23 protein-coding genes and 1 pseudogene are annotated in these 20488 nt (G+C 68.6%); 5 read left to right on the plus strand and 19 right to left on the minus strand.

Annotation, left to right across the window (positions count from 1 at the left end; translation table 11 throughout):
• Positions 1-16: 16 nt before the first annotated feature.
• From tsaD to glmS, 7 genes are all read right to left on the minus strand, one after another.
• On the minus strand, positions 17-1102 hold the full coding sequence (tsaD, locus tag K5L49_RS07995; protein ID WP_223691763.1) for a tRNA (adenosine(37)-N6)-threonylcarbamoyltransferase complex transferase subunit TsaD: 1086 nt from the start codon (positions 1100-1102) through the stop codon (positions 17-19).
• Complete coding sequence (gene rimI / locus K5L49_RS08000) at positions 1099-1602, minus strand: ribosomal protein S18-alanine N-acetyltransferase (RefSeq protein ID WP_223691765.1); 504 nt, start codon at positions 1600-1602, stop codon at positions 1099-1101. The genes tsaD and rimI overlap by 4 nt, the downstream gene beginning before the upstream one ends.
• 87 nt (positions 1603-1689) lie before the next feature.
• Positions 1690-2310, minus strand: a complete 621-nt coding sequence (gene tsaB, locus K5L49_RS08005) for a tRNA (adenosine(37)-N6)-threonylcarbamoyltransferase complex dimerization subunit type 1 TsaB (protein WP_223691767.1) — start codon at positions 2308-2310, stop codon at positions 1690-1692.
• A 29-nt stretch (positions 2311-2339) separates the two neighbouring features.
• Positions 2340-2909: a tRNA (adenosine(37)-N6)-threonylcarbamoyltransferase complex ATPase subunit type 1 TsaE gene (gene tsaE / locus K5L49_RS08010; protein ID WP_374107680.1), complete on the minus strand. Its 570-nt coding sequence runs from the start codon at positions 2907-2909 to the stop codon at positions 2340-2342.
• On the minus strand, positions 2906-4051 hold the full coding sequence (gene alr, locus K5L49_RS08015) for an alanine racemase (protein ID WP_223691769.1): 1146 nt from the start codon (positions 4049-4051) through the stop codon (positions 2906-2908). Before alr ends, tsaE begins: the two co-directional genes overlap by 4 nt.
• Entirely contained in the window at positions 4044-4406 is a 363-nt protein-coding gene (locus K5L49_RS08020; protein WP_223691771.1) for a holo-ACP synthase, read from the minus strand. Before K5L49_RS08020 ends, alr begins: the two co-directional genes overlap by 8 nt.
• 6 nt (positions 4407-4412) lie before the next feature.
• On the minus strand, positions 4413-6263 hold the full coding sequence (glmS, locus tag K5L49_RS08025) for a glutamine--fructose-6-phosphate transaminase (isomerizing) (RefSeq protein ID WP_223691773.1): 1851 nt from the start codon (positions 6261-6263) through the stop codon (positions 4413-4415).
• Positions 6264-6306: 43 nt separating this feature from the next.
• Here glmS and coaA point away from each other — a divergent pair, with 43 nt between their 5' ends.
• Positions 6307-7272, plus strand: a complete 966-nt coding sequence (coaA, locus tag K5L49_RS08030; RefSeq protein WP_223691775.1) for a type I pantothenate kinase — start codon at positions 6307-6309, stop codon at positions 7270-7272.
• Between the two features lie 80 nt (positions 7273-7352).
• Complete coding sequence (locus K5L49_RS08035; RefSeq protein WP_223691776.1) at positions 7353-7655, plus strand: helix-turn-helix domain-containing protein; 303 nt, start codon at positions 7353-7355, stop codon at positions 7653-7655.
• 60 nt (positions 7656-7715) lie between these two features.
• Here the strand turns inward: K5L49_RS08035 and glmM are convergent, their stop codons facing one another.
• Genes glmM through rplM form a run of 3 tightly spaced genes read right to left on the minus strand, consistent with a single transcriptional unit; the run spans position 7716 to position 10096 of the window.
• Positions 7716-9077 (minus strand): phosphoglucosamine mutase, encoded by a 1362-nt coding sequence (gene glmM / locus K5L49_RS08040; protein WP_223691777.1) that lies wholly within the window; start codon positions 9075-9077, stop codon positions 7716-7718.
• A gap of 27 nt (positions 9078-9104) precedes the next feature.
• Positions 9105-9602 (minus strand): 30S ribosomal protein S9, encoded by a 498-nt coding sequence (gene rpsI / locus K5L49_RS08045; RefSeq protein ID WP_223691778.1) that lies wholly within the window; start codon positions 9600-9602, stop codon positions 9105-9107.
• A 47-nt stretch (positions 9603-9649) separates the two neighbouring features.
• A complete protein-coding gene (gene rplM / locus K5L49_RS08050) occupies positions 9650-10096 on the minus strand; it encodes a 50S ribosomal protein L13 (protein ID WP_223691779.1) in 447 nt (148 codons plus the stop codon).
• 273 nt (positions 10097-10369) lie between these two features.
• Between rplM and K5L49_RS08055 the strand changes: the two genes are divergently transcribed.
• Complete coding sequence (locus K5L49_RS08055; protein ID WP_223691780.1) at positions 10370-11620, plus strand: sensor histidine kinase; 1251 nt, start codon at positions 10370-10372, stop codon at positions 11618-11620.
• Positions 11617-12275: pseudogene (locus tag K5L49_RS08060) on the plus strand (response regulator transcription factor). The gene K5L49_RS08055 and the pseudogene K5L49_RS08060 overlap by 4 nt, the downstream one beginning before the upstream one ends.
• On the opposite strand, the gene truA reads toward K5L49_RS08060, so the two are convergent.
• A complete protein-coding gene (truA, locus tag K5L49_RS08065; protein ID WP_223691785.1) occupies positions 12272-13165 on the minus strand; it encodes a tRNA pseudouridine(38-40) synthase TruA in 894 nt (297 codons plus the stop codon). The pseudogene K5L49_RS08060 and the gene truA overlap by 4 nt on opposite strands.
• A 78-nt stretch (positions 13166-13243) precedes the next feature.
• Between truA and K5L49_RS08070 the strand changes: the two genes are divergently transcribed.
• A complete protein-coding gene (locus tag K5L49_RS08070; RefSeq protein ID WP_223691787.1) occupies positions 13244-15193 on the plus strand; it encodes an acyltransferase family protein in 1950 nt (649 codons plus the stop codon).
• Between the two features lie 45 nt (positions 15194-15238).
• Here K5L49_RS08070 and K5L49_RS08075 read toward each other — a convergent pair whose 3' ends face one another.
• The 8 genes from K5L49_RS08075 to map all read right to left on the minus strand — a co-directional run bounded on the left by K5L49_RS08075 (position 15239) and on the right by map (position 20485).
• Entirely contained in the window at positions 15239-16282 is a 1044-nt protein-coding gene (locus K5L49_RS08075) for a GNAT family N-acetyltransferase (RefSeq protein WP_223691789.1), read from the minus strand.
• A 92-nt stretch (positions 16283-16374) separates the two neighbouring features.
• A complete protein-coding gene (rplQ, locus tag K5L49_RS08080) occupies positions 16375-16932 on the minus strand; it encodes a 50S ribosomal protein L17 (protein ID WP_223691790.1) in 558 nt (185 codons plus the stop codon).
• Positions 16933-16984: 52 nt separating this feature from the next.
• On the minus strand, positions 16985-17980 hold the full coding sequence (locus K5L49_RS08085) for a DNA-directed RNA polymerase subunit alpha (protein WP_055894825.1): 996 nt from the start codon (positions 17978-17980) through the stop codon (positions 16985-16987).
• A 122-nt stretch (positions 17981-18102) separates the two neighbouring features.
• The gene (rpsK, locus tag K5L49_RS08090; RefSeq protein WP_055821293.1) at positions 18103-18501 is read right to left on the minus strand and encodes a 30S ribosomal protein S11; all 399 of its coding nucleotides are present in this window, start codon (positions 18499-18501) and stop codon (positions 18103-18105) included.
• Positions 18502-18542: 41 nt separating this feature from the next.
• Positions 18543-18917 (minus strand): 30S ribosomal protein S13, encoded by a 375-nt coding sequence (gene rpsM / locus K5L49_RS08095; protein WP_223691792.1) that lies wholly within the window; start codon positions 18915-18917, stop codon positions 18543-18545.
• Positions 18918-19076: 159 nt separating this feature from the next.
• Positions 19077-19190, minus strand: a complete 114-nt coding sequence (rpmJ, locus tag K5L49_RS08100) for a 50S ribosomal protein L36 (RefSeq protein WP_021759549.1) — start codon at positions 19188-19190, stop codon at positions 19077-19079.
• Between the two features lie 78 nt (positions 19191-19268).
• Positions 19269-19490, minus strand: coding sequence for a translation initiation factor IF-1 (gene infA, locus K5L49_RS08105; RefSeq protein WP_021759551.1), 222 nt, complete (start codon positions 19488-19490; stop codon positions 19269-19271).
• Between the two features lie 164 nt (positions 19491-19654).
• Complete coding sequence (map, locus tag K5L49_RS08110) at positions 19655-20485, minus strand: type I methionyl aminopeptidase (protein ID WP_223691793.1); 831 nt, start codon at positions 20483-20485, stop codon at positions 19655-19657.
• Positions 20486-20488: the final 3 nt, after the last annotated feature.

Genomic DNA, 20488 nt, shown 5'->3' on the forward strand with positions numbered 1-20488 from the left:
GCGTCGTACCGCTCGCTCAGCCCTCGACGTGGATCCGGGTGACCGGCAGTGTCGAGTCCGCCGCGAACCCGAGCGTGCTCGGCGGCCGGCCGGCCATGATCAGCTGCGCACCGAGAGCCGCGATCATCGCACCGTTGTCGGTGCACAGCGACAGGGCCGGGATTCGCAATGCGACGCCCGCCGCCGCCGCACGTTCCGCCGCGACCTCCCGAACCCGCGCATTCGCGACGACCCCGCCGCCGAGCAGCAGCCGGGGGACCCCGTGATCGCGGCAGGCCGCCATGGCCTTCGTGAGGAGCACATCCACCACCGCTTCGCGGAAGCTCGCGGCGACGTCGGCGACGGGAACGGGTTCGCCCGCATCCTGCCGCTGCTCCACCCAGCGCGCGACCGCGGTCTTGAGGCCGGAGAACGAGAAATCGTAGCGATGGGCCTCGAGGTCTTTCGGCTTGGTGAGGCCACGGGGGAACCGGATGGCCTTGGGGTCGCCATCGACCGCCACCCGGTCGATCTGTGGCCCTCCCGGGTACGGCAGGCCGAGCACTCGCGCCACTTTGTCGAAGGCTTCGCCGGCGGCGTCGTCGATGGTCTCGCCAAGCAGCTCGACATCGGAGACGAGGTCGCGCACCAACAGCAGCGAAGTATGTCCGCCGGAAACCAGCAGGGCGATCGTCGGCAGCTCGACCGGATGCCCCGGGCCGCCGGCCGCATCCATGAGGTCGGCCCCCACATGGCCGACCAAGTGGTTGACGGCGTAGATCGGCTTGCCGAGCGACACGGCGAGAGCCTTCGCCGCACCGACACCGACCATGAGCGCCCCGGAGAGACCGGGCCCGCAGGTCACGGCGATGGCGTCGATGTCGGCCAGCTCGATCCCGGCGTCCGCGACGGCGGTGCGGAGCGCTGGGGTCAGCGCCTCGAGGTGGGCGCGCGCCGCCACCTCGGGAACCACGCCGCCGTAGCGCGCGTGCTCATCCATCGACGAGGCGATGGTGTTGGCGAGCAGGGTCGTGCCGCGCACGATGCCGATCCCGGTCTCGTCGCACGAGGTCTCGATGCCGAGGACGAGCGGGGCGGGATGCGAGGGGTCGATGCGATTCATGCGGTTGTCGTCTCCGGACGGGGAACGACGAGACGCATCACGATCGCGTCTACGTCGTCGGGCTGGTAGTAGTGCGGGCGCACGCCGATGTCTTCGAAGCCGAGCTCGCCGTAGAGCGTCTGGGCTCCGGGGTTGTCGGCCCTCACCTCGAGGAACACCTCGCGGGCACCACGCTTGCGGGCCTCGCCGACGAGCGCCAGCATCAGTGTGCGTCCGAGGCCGCGCCGGCGGGCGGGCTCGGCGACGGCGATGGTCTGGATGTCGCCCTCGGCCGCGCCGCGCGGCGCGAGTAACCCGGCGTACGCGTCGATGCGCTCGGGATGCTCCGGGTCGAACGCGACGAGGTAGTACGTGTGCTCGCTCCGCACCTCGGAACGCATCGACCGCTCCGACCAGGCGTCGGTCGCGAAGGTCGACCGCTCGATCGCCATGATGGCGTCGACGTCATCGACGGTGGCGCGCCGCAACTGCCAGACAGTGGTGGGCGGTTCCTCTGTCATGCGCCGGCCCGGCTGGCTGACCCGCTCATGCGCCGGCCCGGCTGGCTGACCCGCTCATGCGCCGACCCCGGTCATGCGCTGACCCGCTCATGCGCTGACCCGCTTGGGGCCGTTCGACAGCGTCACGTCGGGCGAGCGCAGGTAGAGGGGCTCGTCGGCGGCGAACGGACGGCCGTTCGCGAATTGGAGCTCGGCGAGCATCCCGAGCGCCCCCGCCGAGACCACCGTCGCGTCGAAGCGCGGAAGCGCGGCGTGAGGAATTTCATCCGGTTTGGCGAGCCCGGGACCGTCTTCACGGATCGGCAGCCCGGCCTCGTCGACACCGACGTAGGCCGACCAGTAGCGCTCGCGGCGTCGCGCATCCGTGACCACGAGCAGCCCGCCGGTGTGACCGGAACGGTACCGCTCGAAGGCGACCGCGTCATGGCTGACCGCCGGGACGAGCGGCTTGCCCGCGCCGAAGGCGAACGCCTTGGCCGCGGCGATGCCCACACGCAGGCCGGTGAACGGCCCGGGACCCATGCCCGCGACGACCCCGGACAGGTCGGCGACCGGAACGCCCGACTCCCGCAGCACGGCCTCGATCAGCTCGCCGATGACCTCGGCATGACGCATCGTGTCGGACTGTGAGCGCTCGGACAGGATGCCGCCCTCCCGATCGACGACGGCAGCGCTCGTTCCGGCGGAAGTGTCGATCGCGAGAAGCATGATTCCAGCCTAGGCGCAGCGGCCAACTTCTAGCGTTCGCCGGTGCCGATGCCGGACCAGCGCCCTCCGAACCCGGTGATCGCGACCTGACGGGGTTCGTCGGCGTCGAGGTCGGCATCGTCTTCGATGTCGTCGTCTTCGGCCGGGTCGTCGTCGTCGGGCAGGGCGGGGATCTCGGCGGCTGGGGTCGCTGCCCCGGTCGGACGGGCGATGTCCACCTCCAGCCACGATTCGGCGATGCCGTCGAGCATCCCGCTGCCCCACTCGACCACCACGATCGAGCGGGCGAAGTCGATGTCGAGGTCGTCGAGCTCGAGAGCACTGCCGAGCCGGTATGCGTCGACGTGCACCAGCGGTGCTCGGCCCACCAGGCTGGGATGCGTGCGGGCGAGCACGAAGGTGGGGCTCGTCACCGGCCCGCGCACCTGGAGCCCGTCACCGATCCCTCGCGTGAGCGTGGTCTTGCCGGCACCGAGCGGGCCGCTCAAGACCACGAGATCGCCGGCGCGGAGGATGGCCGCGAGCTCGATGCCGAGCGTGTGCATCTGCGCAGACGTCTCGACCACCCGGGTTACCGGCGGCCACACGAAACCGGTCACGGTCGCCCCACGTAGGTGCGCCGCACCCGGGAACCGATGCGGGTCACGATCTCGTAGTTGATCGTGCCGGCCGCCTCCGCCCAATCCTCCGCCGAAGGCACTCCAGTGGTCGGGTCGCCGAAGAGCACGACCTCGTCACCGACCTGCACGGCATGATCGCCGACATCGACGACGAACTGGTCCATCGCCACGCGGCCCCTGACCGGGAAAGTCCGGCCCCCGATCGCCACCGTCGCACGATTCGACGCGTGGCGCGGGATCCCCTCCGCATAGCCGAGCGGAACCAGCGCGAGCGTAGTCTCCTGCTTCGTGCGATACGTGTAGTCGTACGAGATGCCGGTGTCGGCCGGCACGCGGCGCACAGCCGCGACGCGACCGCGGAGAGTCATCACCGGTCTCAGGCCGAGCTCGGCGCTCGTGACCCCCTCGAACGGTGCCAGACCGTAGATTCCGATGCCGAGTCGCACCAGGTTGAACCGGGCATCCGGGATGCGCAGGGCGGCGGCCGACGCGGCGAGATGCCGCAGCTCGGGCGTGAGCCCGGCCGCCGCGGCGGCGGCGAGACCCCGCGTGAAGACGGCGATGGCGATGGCGTCGTCCTCCGGCGAGGCATTCGACACATGGCTGAAGATGCCGCGCACGACGATGTCGCCCGCGCGCTCCAGCGCGCGCGCCTTCGCGAACGCCTCCGCCCATTCGGGCTCGGAGACGCCGTTGCGGCTGAGGCCCGTCTCCAGCTTCACTTGCACGAAGGCCTGACCGTGCAGGCGGCCCTCCGTCACGAGCCGTCGGCGGGCGGCGGCCACGGCGTCGAGCTGGGCCGCCGACGAGACGCCGATATCGATGCCGGCCTCGATCGCCGGAAGGAAGTCTGCATCCGGATCGTGCAGCCAGGCCAGGATCGGCGCGTCGATGCCGGCCTCGCGAAGCTGCACGGCCTCGCCGAGGTCGGCGACTCCCAGCCAGTCCGCTCCCCCGGCCAACGCGGCGCGCGCGCACTCCACAGCGCCGTGACCGTAGCCGTTCGCCTTGACCACGGCCATCAGGTGCTCCGTGCCGACGACCTCGCGCAGGTGCGCCACATTGGCGGTGAGGGCGGCCAGATCGATCACGGCCTCACGGAACGCCGGCGGTTCAGCCACGGTCGGCCCTCTCGGTCACGACGAACGCCATCGCGACGCCCGCATCATGCGTCATCGACACGTGGATGTTCGCGATGCCCCGCGCCCGCGCGTCGCGCTCGACGACGTTGTGAAGCACGAAACCGGGGTCGCCCTCGCCGTCGGCGACGATCTCCATGTCATGCCAGCGAACCCCCTCCGATCCGCCCAGCGCCTTGATCAGCGCCTCCTTCGCCGCGAACCGCGCGGCGAGCGAATGCACCGGCAGGCGGCGCTCCGCCTCGGTGAACAGCCGCTCCCGCAGGCGTGGGGTGCGTTCGATCGCGCGGGAGAAGCGCGCAAGATCGACAACATCGACCCCGATACCGGCGATCATGGGCGCCTACTCGACCGTGACCGACTTGGCGAGGTTGCGCGGCTGGTCGACATCGAGACCTTTGGCGGCCGACAACTCCATCGCGAAGATCTGCAGTGGGACGACCGCCAGCAGCGGCTCGAACAGGGGGGCGGCCAGCGGGATGCGGATGACCTCGTCGGCGAACGGCAGCACGGCCGCGTCCCCCGCCTCGGCGATCGCGATCACGCGGGCGCCGCGGGCGCGGATCTCCTGGATGTTCGAGACGACCTTCTTGTGCATCTCATCCGACCAGCGGGGGCTCGGCACCACCACGAACACGGGCTGGCCCGGCTCGATGAGCGCGATCGGCCCGTGTTTCAGCTCGCCGGCGGCGAACCCTTCGGCGTGGATGTAAGCGAGCTCCTTCAATTTGAGCGCACCCTCGAGAGCGATCGGGTAGCCGACGTTGCGGCCGAGGAACAACACGGAGCGCGTGTCAGACATCCACTTGGCGAGCTGGGCGATGGCATCGTGCGATTTCAGCACCTCGGCCACCTTTTCCGGAACCGCCGCCAGCTCGTCGATCGCGTCGCGCTGTGCCGCGTCTGACAGGGTTCCGCGCACCCGCGCCAGGTGCAGGCCGAACAGGTACAGCGCGGTGATCTGGGCGACGAACGCCTTCGTCGACGCGACGGCGACCTCCGGGCCGGCGTGCGTGTAGAGCGCCGCATCCGATTCGCGCGGGATGGTGGCACCCTGCGTGTTGCACACCGAGATCGTCTTGGCGCCGGCCTCGCGGGCGTACTTGACAGCCATCAGCGTGTCCATCGTCTCACCCGACTGGCTGATCGAGATGACGAGCGTGCTCGGCGTGATCACCGGCTCGCGGTAGCGGAACTCGTGGCTGAGCTCCACCGAGACGGGAACCCTGGCCCACTTCTCGATCGCGTAGCTGCCGACCATCCCCGCATACGAGGCGGTGCCGCAGGCGATGATGGTGATGCGGTCGATACCGGCGAGCAGCTCGTCGCCCAGCGAATCGAGCTCGGGGATGTGCACGGTGCCGTCGACGAGACGGCCGCGCAGGGTGTTCGCCACCGCATCCGGCTCTTCGGCGATCTCCTTGGCCATGAACGACGACCAGCCACCCTTCTCGGCGGCCGCCGCATCCCAGGCCACCTCGAACGGCTCGACCTCGACCGGGGCGCCGGTGAAGTCGGTGACCGAGACCGACTCGGGCGTGATCGTCACGATCTGGTCCTGACCGATGGCCATCGCGTGGCGGGTGTACTCGACGAAGGCGGCGACATCGGAGCCGAGGAAGTTCTCGCCTTCGCCCAGACCGATCACGAGCGGGGAGTTGCGACGCGCCCCCACGACGACATGCGGCTGGTCCTTGTGCAGCGCGAGCAGGGTGAACGCACCCTCCAGACGCGAGACCACCCGGCGGAACGCCTCGTTGAGGTCGCCGGTCGTGCGGTACTCCCGGCCGAGCAGCACCGCGGCGACCTCGGTGTCGGTCTCCGATTCGAAGGTGAAACCGTCGGCGAGCAGCTCGTCTTTGAGCGTCGCGAAGTTCTCGATGATTCCGTTGTGGATGACCGCCAGCCGGCCCTCGTCTCCCAGATGCGGATGCGCATTGCGATCGGTCGGGCCGCCATGGGTCGCCCAACGCGTGTGCCCGATCCCGGTGCCACCGTCGGGGATGGGGTGCTCTGCCAGGTCTGCGCGGAGCATGGCGAGCTTGCCCGACTTCTTGGCGGTATTGAGCCCGCCGTCGGGAGCGATCACCGCGATGCCGGCCGAGTCGTACCCGCGGTACTCCAGACGTTTCAAACCGCCCAGAAGCACCTCGAGGCTCTTATCGGTACCGACGTACCCCACGATTCCACACATGCAGCCGATTTTAGCCTGGGCCGACACCCTAGACTTGTCGCCTATGGCGGAGCACGGCACAGCACAGGGCGGATCCACAGGCAACGGCGATTCGTCGCCGTTCGTCGAACTGTCCCGATCCGATTGGTCCGAGCTCGCCCAGAGCACCCGGCTCCCGTTGAAGGAGACCGAGATCGTGCAGCTGCGCGGCCTCGGCGATCCGCTCGACATGCGCGAGGTCGAAGAGGTCTATCTGCCGCTGAGCCGCCTGCTCAACCTCTACGTCGGCGGGGCGAAGCAGTTGCACCGGGTGACCAGCCAGTTCCTCGGCGAACGGGCGGCGAGCACGCCGTTCGTGATCGGTGTCGCCGGTTCGGTCGCGGTCGGAAAGTCCACGATCGCCCGCCTGCTGCGGGAGCTGCTCTCCCGCTGGGACGACACCCCCCGCGTGGAACTCGTCACGACCGATGGCTTCCTGCTGCCCAACGCCGAACTCGAGCGGCGAGGGCTGATGGAACGCAAGGGGTTCCCCGAATCATACGACCGCAAAGCCCTGCTGCGGTTCGTCACGGCCATCAAGAGCGGCGCACCCGAGGTGCGCGCGCCGTTCTATTCGCATCTCAGCTACGACATCGTGCCGGATGCGGAGATCGTCGTGCGCCGCCCCGACGTCCTCATCGTGGAAGGTCTGAACGTGCTGCAGCCCGCCGGTGGCGGCAATCGGCTCGCCGTGAGCGACCTGTTCGACTTCAGCGTCTACGTGGATGCGCGCACCCGCGACATCGCCCACTGGTACGAGGAGCGCTTCCTCAAGCTGCAGCGCGGAGCCTTCGCCAATCCGAAGTCGTACTTCCACCGGTTCGCCGAGCTCACCGAGGAGCAGGCGCGCAGCCGCGCGGCGGGGATCTGGAACAGCATCAACGAGCCCAACCTCACCCAGAACATCCGCCCCACCCGCTCGCGAGCCAAACTCGTGCTGCGCAAGGGCACCGACCACACCGTCAGCTCGGTCCTTCTCCGCAAGCTGTAGCGGGCTCGTGTATCTGAGGTCGTTAAACCACGAGTCGTGAGGCTCTGGCCTGGGCGGCTCTGGTGCCGTAGTCATGAGGCATGGGTACTCCTCGCTCTCGAGCCGCTGAGCTGTTCGGCACCCGGGTTCGCGAGGCGCGCGTGAAACTCGGTCTGAGCCAGGAGAACATCGCCAGCCTCGCCGATATGCACGTCACGAACTACGGCCGGATCGAGCGCGGCGAAGCCAATTGCGAACTGCACACGATCGTGCGCTTGGCCACCGCGCTCGACACCGATCCGGGCAGCCTGATCGCCGGGCTCTACGGCCCCGGCATGCTCCCCGGCCGTCGCCGCGCATTCTCCGCAGCCGACTTCATCGCCGCCCAGCGCGCAGCAGAGTAGCGCCGCACCGACCCCAGCCCCGCCGACCCCAGCGGTGCCGACCCCAGCGGGGCCGGCGCGCTACAGGCTCAGGCGCTCGCGCACCACGTCGGCGAGTTCGTGCGCCAGACGCTCCGCCGTCTCCTGGTCAGCGGCCTCCACCATGACCCGAACAAGCGGTTCGGTGCCGGAGGGGCGCAGCAGAACGCGACCGGTGTCACCCAGCCCGGACTCCGCATCCTGCACGGCCGCCCGCAGCACCTCGTCGGTGTGCACGGCGTGGTGGTCGACGTTCTTCACGTTCACCATGAATTGCGGGTAGACCGTCATCGCCTTCGCCAACTCGCCCAGCGTCTTGCCCTGACGGGCCATCTCGCTCAACAGGTGCAGCCCGGTGAGGATGCCGTCGCCGGTGGTCGCGAACTCGCGCATGATCACGTGGCCCGACTGTTCCCCACCCAGCGAGAAGTCGTGTTCGTTCATCTCTTCGAGAACGTAGCGGTCGCCGACGGCGGTCTCCACGACGCGGATGCCGTGCTCCCTCATGGCGATCTTGAGCCCGAGATTGCTCATCACGGTAGCGACGAGGGTGTTGTCGCGCAGCTTGCCCCGCTCGGCCATGCCGATCGCGAGGATGGCCATGATCTGGTCGCCGTCTACCACGTTGCCGTCGGCGTCGATGGCGAGGCAGCGGTCGGCGTCGCCGTCGTGGGCGATTCCGACATCGGCGCCCGCTTCGAGCACGGCCCTCGCCAGGTTGTCCAGGTGGGTCGAGCCGACGCCGTCGTTGATGTTCATGCCGTCGGGCGAGTCGCCGATCACGGTGACGCGGGCGCCGGCATCCGTGAAGACCTCGGGCGAAACCCCGGCAGCGGCGCCGTGGGCGCAATCGAGTACGACATGGATGCCGTCGAGCCGGTGCGGCAGACTTGCCAGCAGGTGCACCACGTAGCGGTCTTCCGCGTCGGCGAACCGGCGGATGCGACCGACAGAGGCACCGGTGGGAGCCAGCTTCTCGAGGGCGAGATGCTCCTCGATGCGGTCCTCGACGACATCCGGAAGCTTGGTGCCGCCGCGGGCGAAGATCTTGATGCCGTTGTCGGGTGCCGGATTGTGCGACGCCGACACCATCACGCCGAAGTCGGCGTCGATGTCGGCGATCAGGTACGCCGCGGCAGGAGTCGGGATGACGCCGGCGTCGAGCACGTCGATGCCCGAGCTGGCGAGCCCGGCCGCGACAGCGGCCGAGATGAACTCGCCCGAGACACGGGGGTCACGGGCGACGATGGCCACCGGGCGTCTGCCGGCGGCACGCCGCGCCTCCGCGCTGCGGCCTTGCGTCAGAACAGCAGCAGCTGCCTGAGCAAGGCCGAGCGCGAGGTCGGCGGTGAGGATACCGTTTGCGAGTCCGCGGACTCCGTCGGTTCCGAAAAGGCGTGGCATGAACCGAAGCCTAAGCGTTCGGGACGCTTAGCGCTTGGAGAACTGCGACGCCTTGCGGGCCTTCTTGAGACCAGCCTTCTTGCGCTCGATGACGCGAGCATCACGAGTGAGGAAGCCGGCCTTCTTGAGGATGGCACGGTTGTTCTCGCGGTCGATCTCGTTCAGCGCACGGGCGATCGCCAGACGCAGCGCGCCGGCCTGACCCGAGGGGCCACCGCCGGTGATGCGGGCGACGACGTCGTAGCCGCCGATGAGGTCGAGGACCTTGAACGGGTCGGTGATGAGCTGCTGGTGCAGCTTGTTCGGGAAGTAGTCGGCGAACTCACGGCCGTTGACCGTGATGGTGCCGGAGCCCGGAACGAGGCGCGCGCGGGCGATGGCCTGCTTGCGACGTCCGACGGCGGCACCGGGAACGGTGAGCACGGGACGCTGCGCCTGGGGGGCCTCGCTGGCCGGGGTCTCAGTCGAGTAGGACTCGACGGTGTCGGCCTGAGCCGACTCGATGCTGTCTGCGATCTTCGCCACGATGGTGATAATCCTTTGTCTCTAAGTCAGAAGGGTCTGCTGGCGCGCTACTGCGCGACCTGGCCGAGGGTGTACGGCTTCGGCTGCTGGGCGGCGTGCGGGTGCTCGCTGCCCGTGTAGACCTTCAGCTTGCGGAGCTGGGCGCGGCCGATCGAGTTCTTGGGGAGCATCCCGCGAACAGCCTTCTCCACAGCGCGGATCGGGTTCTTCTCGAGGAGCTCGGCGTAGGTGACGGCCGAGAGGCCACCCGGGTAGCCCGAGTGACGGTAGGCCTTCTTCTGCTCCGCCTTGGCGCCGGTGAGGGCGACCTTGTCGGCGTTGATGATGATCACGAAGTCGCCCGAGTCCATGTGGGGGGCGAACGTCGGCTTGTGCTTTCCACGGAGGAGAGCGGCGGTGTGGCTGGCGAGACGGCCGAGCACGACATCGGTCGCGTCGATGACGACCCAGTCACGCTGGATCTCGTCTGCCTTCGGGGTGTAAGTGCGCGTCACAGTAGTGGCTGCTTTCTGTATCGAACGGAGGTGTTCGTGAATCCCACTCCAGGGCGGTTTCCACCTCGATGAGGCGAGAACCGAACGTTCGGAGGGCTCACGTTCGTGTGTCGCGCCGCCAGGGCGCGGACACCAAGGGTCAATACTACGCGAGCGACGGGATGCGGGTCAAACCGCGCCCCCTGCCACCGGTGGCGGGTTGTTCTCAGCCCTGGGGCTGAATCCTGGCCGAACCTGCTGCAGGCGCGCCACTCTGCCTCTAGCGTGAAGGCCATGAAGCAACTCCTCCTCCGCGGACAGGTCTACCTCGACGCCGTCATCGCCGTGGCGTTCCTCCTCTTCTGGTCGGTCGCCGAGGCCGGGCGGCATCAACTGGTTCCCGGCACGCGCTCGATCGAGGCGCCGTGGTGGGCGGCTCTGACCCTCACGGCCGTCGCCATCGCCCTCTGCCGACGGTTCCCGGTCTGGGCGATGGGCGTCACCATCGCCACGCTCGTCGGGCAGTTGCTGTTCCCCTCGGCGGTCTTCACCGATTCGTCGGTTGCGGCGTACGGCGGATTCCTTCTGATCATCGCCGGCGTGAGCGCCAGCGTGCCGCCACGGCTGAGGGTCCTCTCCATCGGCTTCGCCGTGTTCGTCGCGGCCGGCGTGTCCGGACTCCTCTGCCGATCATGGTGGTCGGACTCCTGGCCGTCGCAGATGCGCTTCTACGATGACGCCGGCACCGTCGTCGGCAATCGCATCGCGATCGTCTCCGGGTGCGTCGTGCTCGTCGCGGTCGCCTGGTTCCTCGGGTTCCTCGCCCGGGTGTGGCAGCAGAAGCTGCAGGACGACCGCATATTGGCAACGACGACACGGGAACTGCAGCGGGCCGAGGTGGATCTGCTCGTCTCCAGCGAGCGCGACCGCATCGCCCAGGATGTGCACGACATCATGGCGCACTCGCTCTCGGTGATCATCGCCCAGGCCGACGGCGCCCGGTTCGTCGCGGCCCGTCGGCCCGAGGCCGTGACCGGCTCGCTGGAGAGCATCGCGACCTCGGCCCGCACATCGCTCACCGAGGTGCGGATGCTCATCGAGTCGCTGGTGTCCGATCCGGTCGGTCACTCCAACCCCGCGCTCGCCGACATCGACGAGCTCATCGAGCGGATGCGCGCCGCCGGCCTCGAGGCCACCGTCGAGCGGTTCGGCGACGCCGCGCCCCTCACGGCAACCCAGGAGCTCGCCGCCTACCGCATCGTGCAGGAGGGGCTCACGAACGCGCTCAAGCACGCCGGACCGGCCGCGACAGCGCGGGTGGTCTTCGACTGGCGCGGCACCGGTCTCGCCCTCACGATCGCCTCGAACGGCGACGGGGATGGCGCCGATGCCGAGCCCACCACCCGGGGCCGCGGGGTGTACGGGATGCGCGAACGTGCCCGCCTCGCCGGCGGCTGGCTCACAGCCGGTCCCGATGACGAGGACTCCACCGGGTATCTGGTCACCGCCTACCTGCCCACCGAGCTGGTGGCGGCGGGAGCATGAACGCCATCCGCGTCGCGATCGCCGACGACCAGGTGCTGTTCTGCTCAGGCGTGCAGATGCTGATCGAGTCTCAATCCGACCTCGCCTTCGCCGGCGCCGCCCACGACGGGGTCGCCGCCGTCGACCTGGCCGCCCGGGAACGCCCGGATGTGCTGCTGATGGACATCCGGATGCCGCGCCTCGACGGCATCGAGGCCACCGAACGCATCGTGCAGGCCGCCGGGGACGCGGCCGACGCGCCGAAGGTGATCGTGCTCACCACCTTCCACCGCGATGAGGCCGTCGCGAGAGCCATCCACGCGGGTGCGCACGGGTTCCTGATGAAGGACACGACGCCGGAGTTCGTTCTCGCGTCGATCCGCATCGTGCACTCGGGCAGTCCGTGATCGCCCCCAAAGACACCGCCGAGCTCTTCCGCGCCCCCGGCTCGGCGGTGCGGCGACCGGCCGAAGAGACGCTCGACCCGTTGTCGGCTCGCGAACGGGAGGTTTTCCTGCTCGCCTCGCGCGGACTCAGCAACGCGGAGATCGGGGAGGTCTCGTTCATCAGCGAGGCGACGGTGAAGAGTCATATGCGCAGCATCCTGGCGAAACTCCAGCTCACCTCGCGTGTGCAGCTCGTGGCCTTCGCCTACGAGAACGGTCTCGTGCGTTAGCGTTCGGCGGATGCGGGCTGCAGCGAGCGCAGGGCGCGCGTCTGCTCGGCCCGGATGGCGAGACCGACGTCGTCCGGATACCCGACCTGAATGAGGGTGAGCCCGCGCGCCGGCATCACCCGGAACAGGTTGCTGCCCCGTCGGCGTTCGTCGCGCAGTTCGGCCACGGCGTCGAGCTCCAGTTTGCCCTCGCCGACGGCGACGCAGGCGCCGACCAGGGAGCGGACCATGCTGTGGCAGAACGCGTCCGCCTTCACCTCGGCGACGAGCACACCGTTGTCGTCCCGGCGCCAGCCGAAGGTGAGAAGCGTGCGGATGGTCGTCGCGCCGATCCTCGGCTTGCAGTAGCTCGCGAAGTCGTGAAGGCCGAGCAGGCTGAGTGCTGCCGCATCCATCGCCGCCTCGTCCAGTTCGACGGGCACCCACGTCGTCCGGTGGCGTTGCAGCGGGTCGCGTGTCGACCGGGTGTCGGCGACCCGGTACTCGTACCGACGCCAGATGGCCGAGAAACGCGCATCGAACCCGGCGGGCGCCACGGTGACCGAACCGAGCACGATGTCGGCGACCGGGCCGAGGATGCCGTTGATGCGTCGCCCGAGCACGGTCGCCGCATCCGACGGCACCGTGTTGCCGCGTTTCCGAACGAGGCTCGCGACCTGCTCGGGGCTCAGATCGACATGGGCGACCTGTCCGACGGCGTGCACGCCGGCATCGGTGCGCCCGGCTACGGTGAGCCTCGGGGCGTCGCCGTGACGGCGGAAGATCGTCGCGAGGGCGGCCTCGATCTCCCCCTGCACCGTGCGGGCGCCCGGCTGGCGGGCCCATCCGTTGAATCCGGTGCCCTGGTAGGCGATGTCGAGGCGAAAACGGGTCGGCGCCAGGTCAGTCACACCACAATTGTAGGGAAGCGCCGACACTGTCAGGAGGCGTTGTTATCGTGGAGGGTCTCTCTGCCAGACCTTCCCGCTATGACCCCCACCATCATTTCTCCTCCTCGATCCGCGCCCGCCCCCGGCCGGCCGCCGGCGACCGCGGCCGCGCGCCCGGTGGTCGCCGCGCGCCGCTACGCCGGGCTCGACGGCCTGCGGGCGTTCGCCGTCTCGGTCGTTCTCGTCTACCACCTGTTCCCGGGCGTGCTGCCCGGCGGGTTCATCGGTGTCGATGTCTTCTTCGTCATCAGCGGCTTCCTCATCACCAGCCTTCTGCTCCGCGAGCACACCGGAACCGGCCGCATCGACCTGCGGCGGTTCTGGGTGCGGCGGGCGCGCAGGCTCGTGCCGGCCATCGTCGTGCTGGTGCTCGTCTGTTCGAGCGCCGCCCTCCTGATCGGCGGAGACGTGCTCGTCGGGCTCGGCCGCCAGGTGCTGGGCGCGGCGACGTTCAGCGCCAACTGGCTCTCGATCGCCGCCCACGCGAGCTATTTCAGTCAGGATTCGCCGGAACTGTTCCGCCACCTGTGGTCCCTCGCCGTCGAGGAGCAGTTCTACCTCCTCTGGCCGCTCGTTCTCGTAGCGCTCGCGCTGGTGCGACCGTGGTGGGCCCGGCTGGCGATCGTGAGCACTGTCGCAGTGGCTTCTGCCCTCGCGATGGCCCTCCTCTACACGCCGGGAGGCGACCCGACCCGCGTGTACTTCGGCTCGGACACGCACAGCTTCGGGCTCGCGGCGGGCGCCGCGCTCGCGATCATCGTCGCGCGCATCCGCCCCGTCGACCTGGATGCGGGCGAGAGCACCCTGCAGGTGTTCGTGCGCCGCTGGCTCCCCGGGCTCGGGCTGCTGTCGCTCGGCGGACTCCTCGCCGCGGCGATCGCGATGCACGACGACGCCGCGTTCACCTACCGAGGCGGTCTCGCGCTCGTCACCGTCCTCAGCGTTCTGGCGATCTGGGCAGCGGTCTCCTCCGGATCGCGGCTGGGTCGGCTGCTCGAGCTGCGTCCACTTCGTTACGTCGGCGCCCGGTCGTACGGCCTCTACCTCTGGCACTGGCCGGTCTTCATCCTGGTGTGCGCGTTGGTGCCCGATGAGCACGACCCGGTCATGGCACCCCTGGTCGGAATCGGTTCGCTCGCGATCGCGGTGGCGGCCACACTGTTGTCGTACCGGTCGATCGAGTTGCCCATCCGGCGGCACGGGATGCGCGGCGTAGTCCGGTACGCCGCCCAGCGGATGCGCGCCTCCTCCGCCGGGCGTGCGCGCGGAATCGCGACCGCGGCCGCGACCGCGCTCCTCGCCGCTGCCACGGTCGCCGCCATCGCGCTGGCCCCGGCCGCGACGGGCGCACAGACGTTCATCGAGAACGGCAGGGCGGCACTGCAGAAGCCGTCGGCCGCGCCCTCTGCCATGCCGACGCATCCTCTCCCGGCGCCCACGCCGCATCCCGTCGCCGCCGGGCCCGAGATCTCAGCATTCGGCGACTCTGTGATGCTCGCCTCCGCGCCGGCGCTGCAGGAGTCGTTTCCCGGCATCGCGGTGGACGCCGTCGTCTCCCGCCAGATGAACGCGATCCCCGACCTCGTTCGCACGGCCGATGCCGCCGGCGCCCTGCGCCGTGTCGTCGTCGTGGGGCTCGGAACGAACGGGCCGATCTCCCCCGACACGCTCGAAACCCTGCGCCGGGCCGTCGGGCCCGCCCGACAGCTGGTGCTGGTGACCGTGCAGGCCCCGCGCTCGTGGACACCCGGCGTCAACGCGACCCTCGGCGCCTTCGCCGCCGCGCATCCCGAGCAGGTCGCTCTCGAAGACTGGCAGGCGGCGATCGCACCGCGCCTCGACCTGCTCGCCGACGACCAGATCCACCCCGGGATGAGCGGCGGCCGCGTCTACGCGGAGGCACTGCACGCGGCGCTCGTGCGCCTCTCAGAGGTGGCGCCGGCACCCGTCGGCCACCCGTGGGACAGGATCGACACCGGATCCCGCTGAGCGCCCGACCCTTGCCGCCCACCGCGGACCGCCGCCGCGAGGGGGTCAGAACTCGCGCACCAGGCAGAGCTCCAACGTCGAGCGGGTGAAGCCCATCCGCGTGTAGAGTCCGAACGCGCCGGACGGGTTCTCGGCATCGACGTCGAGGGTCACCCTGTCCCAGCCGAGCGCTGAGCACGCCTCGAGCGTCCGAGCGAGCAAGGCCGGAGCGATCCGCTTGCCCCGCCACGCGCGCGTAGTGCCCACAGCGCCGATGTAGGCGCCGGTGAACCCCTGACCCGCCCAGTCGTCCTCGTTCACCTGGCAGAGGACGAAACCGACGACCTCCTCGCCGTCCACGCCATCCACGACGGCGAGGAACGAGATGTCCGGGCGGAAGGTTCCGCCGATCCAGGCCCGCCACTGCTCCCCGCTCATCGGCTGGCTTCCCCAGTGATCCCGGAACGAGTCGGTGCGGGCCGCGTGCGTCGCCTCCGAGAGCGACTCGCTGAAGGGCACGATGCGCACGCCGGGGGCCGGCTCGACCGACGGCACAGGCTCGCTCAGCGCCCGCTCCAGTGCCACGAAATAGCGGGTGATCCGGAAGCCCGCGTGCTCCAGCAGGCGCGCCGTCTGCGGGGCGCGCTCGTCCGCGTAGGCCAGCATCCAGGCCGGGAGAGACTTGTCAGACCCGGCGAGTTGCTGCAGGGCGCGCCGCTGCGACCATTCGACGAGTTGACGTCCGATCCCGCGCTCGCGGAACTCGGGATGCACGCCGCCCTCCAGAAAGGAACGCACCAGCGTCTCCTGCAGCGGCGGCATGACGATGAGACCCACCGCCACAGCCCGCCCGTCGGCTGTGAGTCCGAGCAGGGAATCCTTCCCGAGGTCGACGAAAGAGTACCCGAGGTGCTCCGCCACCTCGTCGCGGGTGCTCAGATAGTTCGGGTGGTCGGCGGCGTCGATGGCCTGTTGCAGCCGCCACACCGCATCCACATCGTCGGCGGTCACAGCACGCCACTCAGCGATCAGGGGATGCGTCGGGCGGTAGGTCTGGGGCGACGCGACCCGTTCCCTCACCGGCTTCAGGTCGTCTGCGGTCTCGGCCATGCCTTCAGCCTACGCAGGGCGGTGGTGCCCGAGAACAAAAAAGGGGCCCCGCATCCGTGCTGACGGATGCGGGGCCCTCTCGGTGAAACTGCTTACGCCTTCTCGGTCTCCGCCTCGGCGGTGGTCTCCTCGGCCTCGGTGACCTCGGCGTCAGCCGTGGCCTCCTCGACGACCTCGGCCTCGGCGGCCTCGGTCTCGACCGACGCCTCCTCGACCGGAGCCTCTTCGACCGGAGCCTCTTCGACCGGAGCGGCCTTGGTGCTCGACTTGGTCGACTTCACCTTCGGGGTGACCGGCTCGAGCACGAGCTCGATCTGCACCATCGAAGCGTTGTCGCCCTTGCGGAAGCCCAGCTTGGTGATGCGGGTGTATCCACCCTCGCGCTCCGCGACGAGCGGGGCGATCTCGGTGAACAGCTCGTGCACCACACCCTTGTCGTGGATGGTGGCGAGCACCCGGCGACGGGCGTGCAGGTCGCCGCGCTTCGCGAACGTGATCAGACGCTCGGCGATCGGACGCAGGCGCTTGGCCTTCGTCTCGGTGGTCTTGATGCTCTTGTGCGTGAACAACGCAGCCGCCAGGTTGGCGAGCATCAGGCGCTCGTGGGCGGGACCGCCTCCGAGGCGGGGGCCCTTGGTGGGCTTAGGCATGATCGGTTATCTCCAGGTTGAAAAGTCGAAAGGCGTCGTCAGAAGACAAGCCTCAGATGGTGGTCTCGTCTTCTTCGTAGCCGCTGTAGAAGTGCGCGCCGTCGAAGCCGGGAACCGAGTCCTTGAGCGACAGGCCCATCTCGGTGAGCTTGTCCTTGACCTCGTCCACCGACTTCTGACCGAAGTTGCGGATGTTCATGAGCTGCGTCTCCGACAGCGAGACGAGCTCGCTGACGGTGTTGATGCCCTCACGCTTGAGGCAGTTGTACGAGCGGACCGACAGGTCGAGGTCCTCGATGGGCATCGACAGCTCGGAGCTGAGAACGGCGTCGACCGGCGCGGGGCCGATCTCGATGCCCTCAGCAGCGGTGTTCAGCTCGCGGGCGAGACCGAACAGCTCGGTCAGGGTGCGACCGGCCGAAGCGATGGCGTCGCGGGGGCTGATCGCCGGCTTGGTCTCGACATCGACCACGAGGCGGTCGAAGTCGGTGCGCTCACCGGCACGAGTGGCCTCGACACGGTAGGTGACCTTGAGGACGGGCGAGTAGATCGAGTCGATCGGGATCTGACCGGCTTCGCTGTACTCGTTGCGGTTCTGGGTGGCCGACACGTAGCCGCGCCCACGCTCGATGGTCAGCTCGACCTCGAACTTCGCCTTGTCGTTGAGCGTGGCGATGACCAGCTCCGGGTTGTGGATCTCCACCCCGGCCGGAGCCGAGATGTCGGCCGCGGTGACCTGGCCGGAGCCGGTCTTACGCAGGTAGGCCGTGATCGGCTCGTCGTGCTCGCTGGAGACGACGAGACCCTTGATGTTCAGGATGATCTCGGTGACGTCTTCCTTGACACCCGGAACGGTGCTGAACTCGTGCAGAACACCGTCGATGCGGATGCTCGTCACGGCGGCGCCGGGGATCGAGGAGAGGAGCGTGCGACGAAGGGAGTTGCCGAGCGTGTAACCGAAGCCCGGCTCGAGGGGCTCGATCACGAACCGTGAACGGAACTCGGAAATGTTCTCTTCGGCGAGCGTAGGACGCTGTGCAATGAGCACTGTTGATTCCTTTCGGCTAAGTGTCCGCTATATGACACTTGCGTTAGTGGGTATTGAGTTGTCGCCCGCCATCGGCGACGACCGCAGCGCGGTCGTCGCCGATGGCGGCGGAAGAGAACTGCTTAGACGCGGCGACGCTTGGGCGGGCGGCACCCGTTGTGCGCCTGCGGGGTCACATCGTTGATCGAGCCGACCTCGAGGCCGGCGGCCTGCAGCGAACGGATCGCCGTCTCGCGACCCGAGCCCGGGCCCTTCACGAAGACGTCGACCTTCTTCATGCCGTGCTCCTGAGCCTGGCGCGCGGCCGACTCCGCAGCGAGCTGCGCGGCGAACGGGGTCGACTTGCGCGAGCCCTTGAAGCCGACGCCGCCCGAGGAGGCCCAGCTGATGACCGCACCGGTGGTGTCGGTGATCGAGACGATGGTGTTGTTGAACGTCGACTTGATGTGGGCCTGGCCCACCGCGATGTTCTTCTTTTCTTTCTTGCGCGGCTTGCGAACGGCCGACTTGGGTGCTGCCATGATTTCTCCTGAATCCTAAAGGCGAGGCTGCTGGCGAAGGCCTAGCGAGCCTTCTTCTTGCCGGCCACGGTGCGCTTCGGGCCCTTGCGGGTGCGAGCGTTGGTCTTGGTGCGCTGACCGCGGACCGGGAGGCCCTTGCGGTGGCGGATACCCTCGTAGCTGCCGATCTCGACCTTGCGGCGGATGTCGGCGGCGACCTCGCGGCGAAGGTCACCTTCAACCTTGAAGTTGCCTTCGATGTAGTCGCGGAGAGAGACGAGCTGGTCGTCGGTCAGATCCTTGACGCGGATGTTGCCGTCGATGCTGGTGTCGGCGAGGGTCTTCAGAGCCCGCGTGCGGCCGACGCCGTAGATGTAAGTGAGTGCGACTTCCACGCGCTTCTCGCGCGGGATGTCAACGCCTGCTAGACGTGCCATTTTTGGCTTCTCCTGTGATGAGTGGAGGTGTGGGGCGGTTCCGGTGCTCCGGCCTCCAACCGGGGGTGTCCCCTGCTCGCGCAGGTTCTGGAACCGCTTTTCTTTGCTCGATATTGAGTTGTGTCGGCCGGCGGGATTCGCATCCCACCGGCCCGGCTGCTAGCCCTGGCGCTGTTTGTGGCGCGGGTTCTCGCAGATGACCATGACCCGCCCGTTGCGACGGATGACCTTGCACTTGTCGCAGATCTTCTTGACGGAAGGCTTGACCTTCATGTTTCTCGTACCTTTGTTCGCTGTCCTCGTACCGCGCCAGGGGCTACCCGGTGGCGCGGCCGTTACTTACAGCAGCCTTTACTTGTAGCGGTAGACGATCCGGCCGCGGGTCAGATCGTAGGGGCTCAGCTCAACGATCACCCGGTCCTCGGGGAGGATCCGGATGTAGTGCTGACGCATCTTGCCGGAGATGTGGGCAAGAACCTTGTGGCCGTTCGTCAGCTCAACGCGGAACATCGCATTGGGCAGAGCTTCGACAACAGATCCTTCGATCTCGATGACACCGTCTTTTTTGGCCATAGCCTCACTGTCGCTAAAAGTATGGGTTGCTGGTCGTGCGTTGATTGTGATGACGGCACGCGAAAAGCGCGGCCAAGACACCAAGGATCAATCCTAGGGGAATGTCTGGATTTTCGCGAATCCTTGTGTAGGATTCCGCGTTCGCCCTGCGCGCACAGTCGCGCTCAGGCGATCGGCACGGGGGTGATCCCGAGCGGTGCGAGGCCGGCAGCACCGCCATCGTCGGCGGTGAGCACCCAGATGCCGTCTTTATGCACGGCCACGCTGTGCTCCCAGTGGGCGGCGGCCTTGCCGTCTTCGGTGGCGACGGTCCAGCCGTCGTCCTTCACGTACGTGTCGGGGCCGCCCAAGACCACCATCGGCTCGATCGCCACTACGAGCCCGGGGCGCACCTCGGGGCCTTTCGCGCGCACGCGGTAGTTGAAGACCGGCGGTTCCTCGTGCATCCGCCGACCGATGCCGTGCCCGATGTAGTCGGTGAGGATGCCGTAGTCGCCCTGCGACAGGATGTAATCCTCCACCGCCTCCCCCACCTCGTTGAGGTGGGCGGCGGTCGCGAGTCGGGCGATACCGCGCCAGAGCGACTGCTCCGTCACATTCGAGAGGGTCTGCCTCTGGGCCACGACCTCCGGATGCGCTGGGTCGGGCAGCACGAAACTGCGCGCTGCGTCCCCGTTCCAGCCCTCCAGGATGGCGCCGCTGTCGACCGAGACGATGTCACCGGGCTGCAGGATGCGCCCGCCCGGGATGCCGTGCACGACCTCGTCGTTCACCGATGCGCAAATGGTGTGGTGGTAACCCTGCTCCAGCTTGAAGTTGGGTCGCGCGCCCCGCGCCACGATCGCCTGCTCGGCGATCGAGTCGAGGTCGAGTGTCGAACGCCCGGCCGCGATCGCGGACTGCACCGCATCGAGCGAGGCCGCGGTCGCGAGACCGGGCGCCACCATCAACCGGAGTTGTGCGGGCGACTTGTAGAGCGAACGCCGGAAGACCAACGG

This window comes from Leifsonia poae (genome assembly GCF_020009625.1).
Classification (GTDB): Bacteria; Actinomycetota; Actinomycetes; order Actinomycetales; family Microbacteriaceae; genus Leifsonia; species Leifsonia poae_A.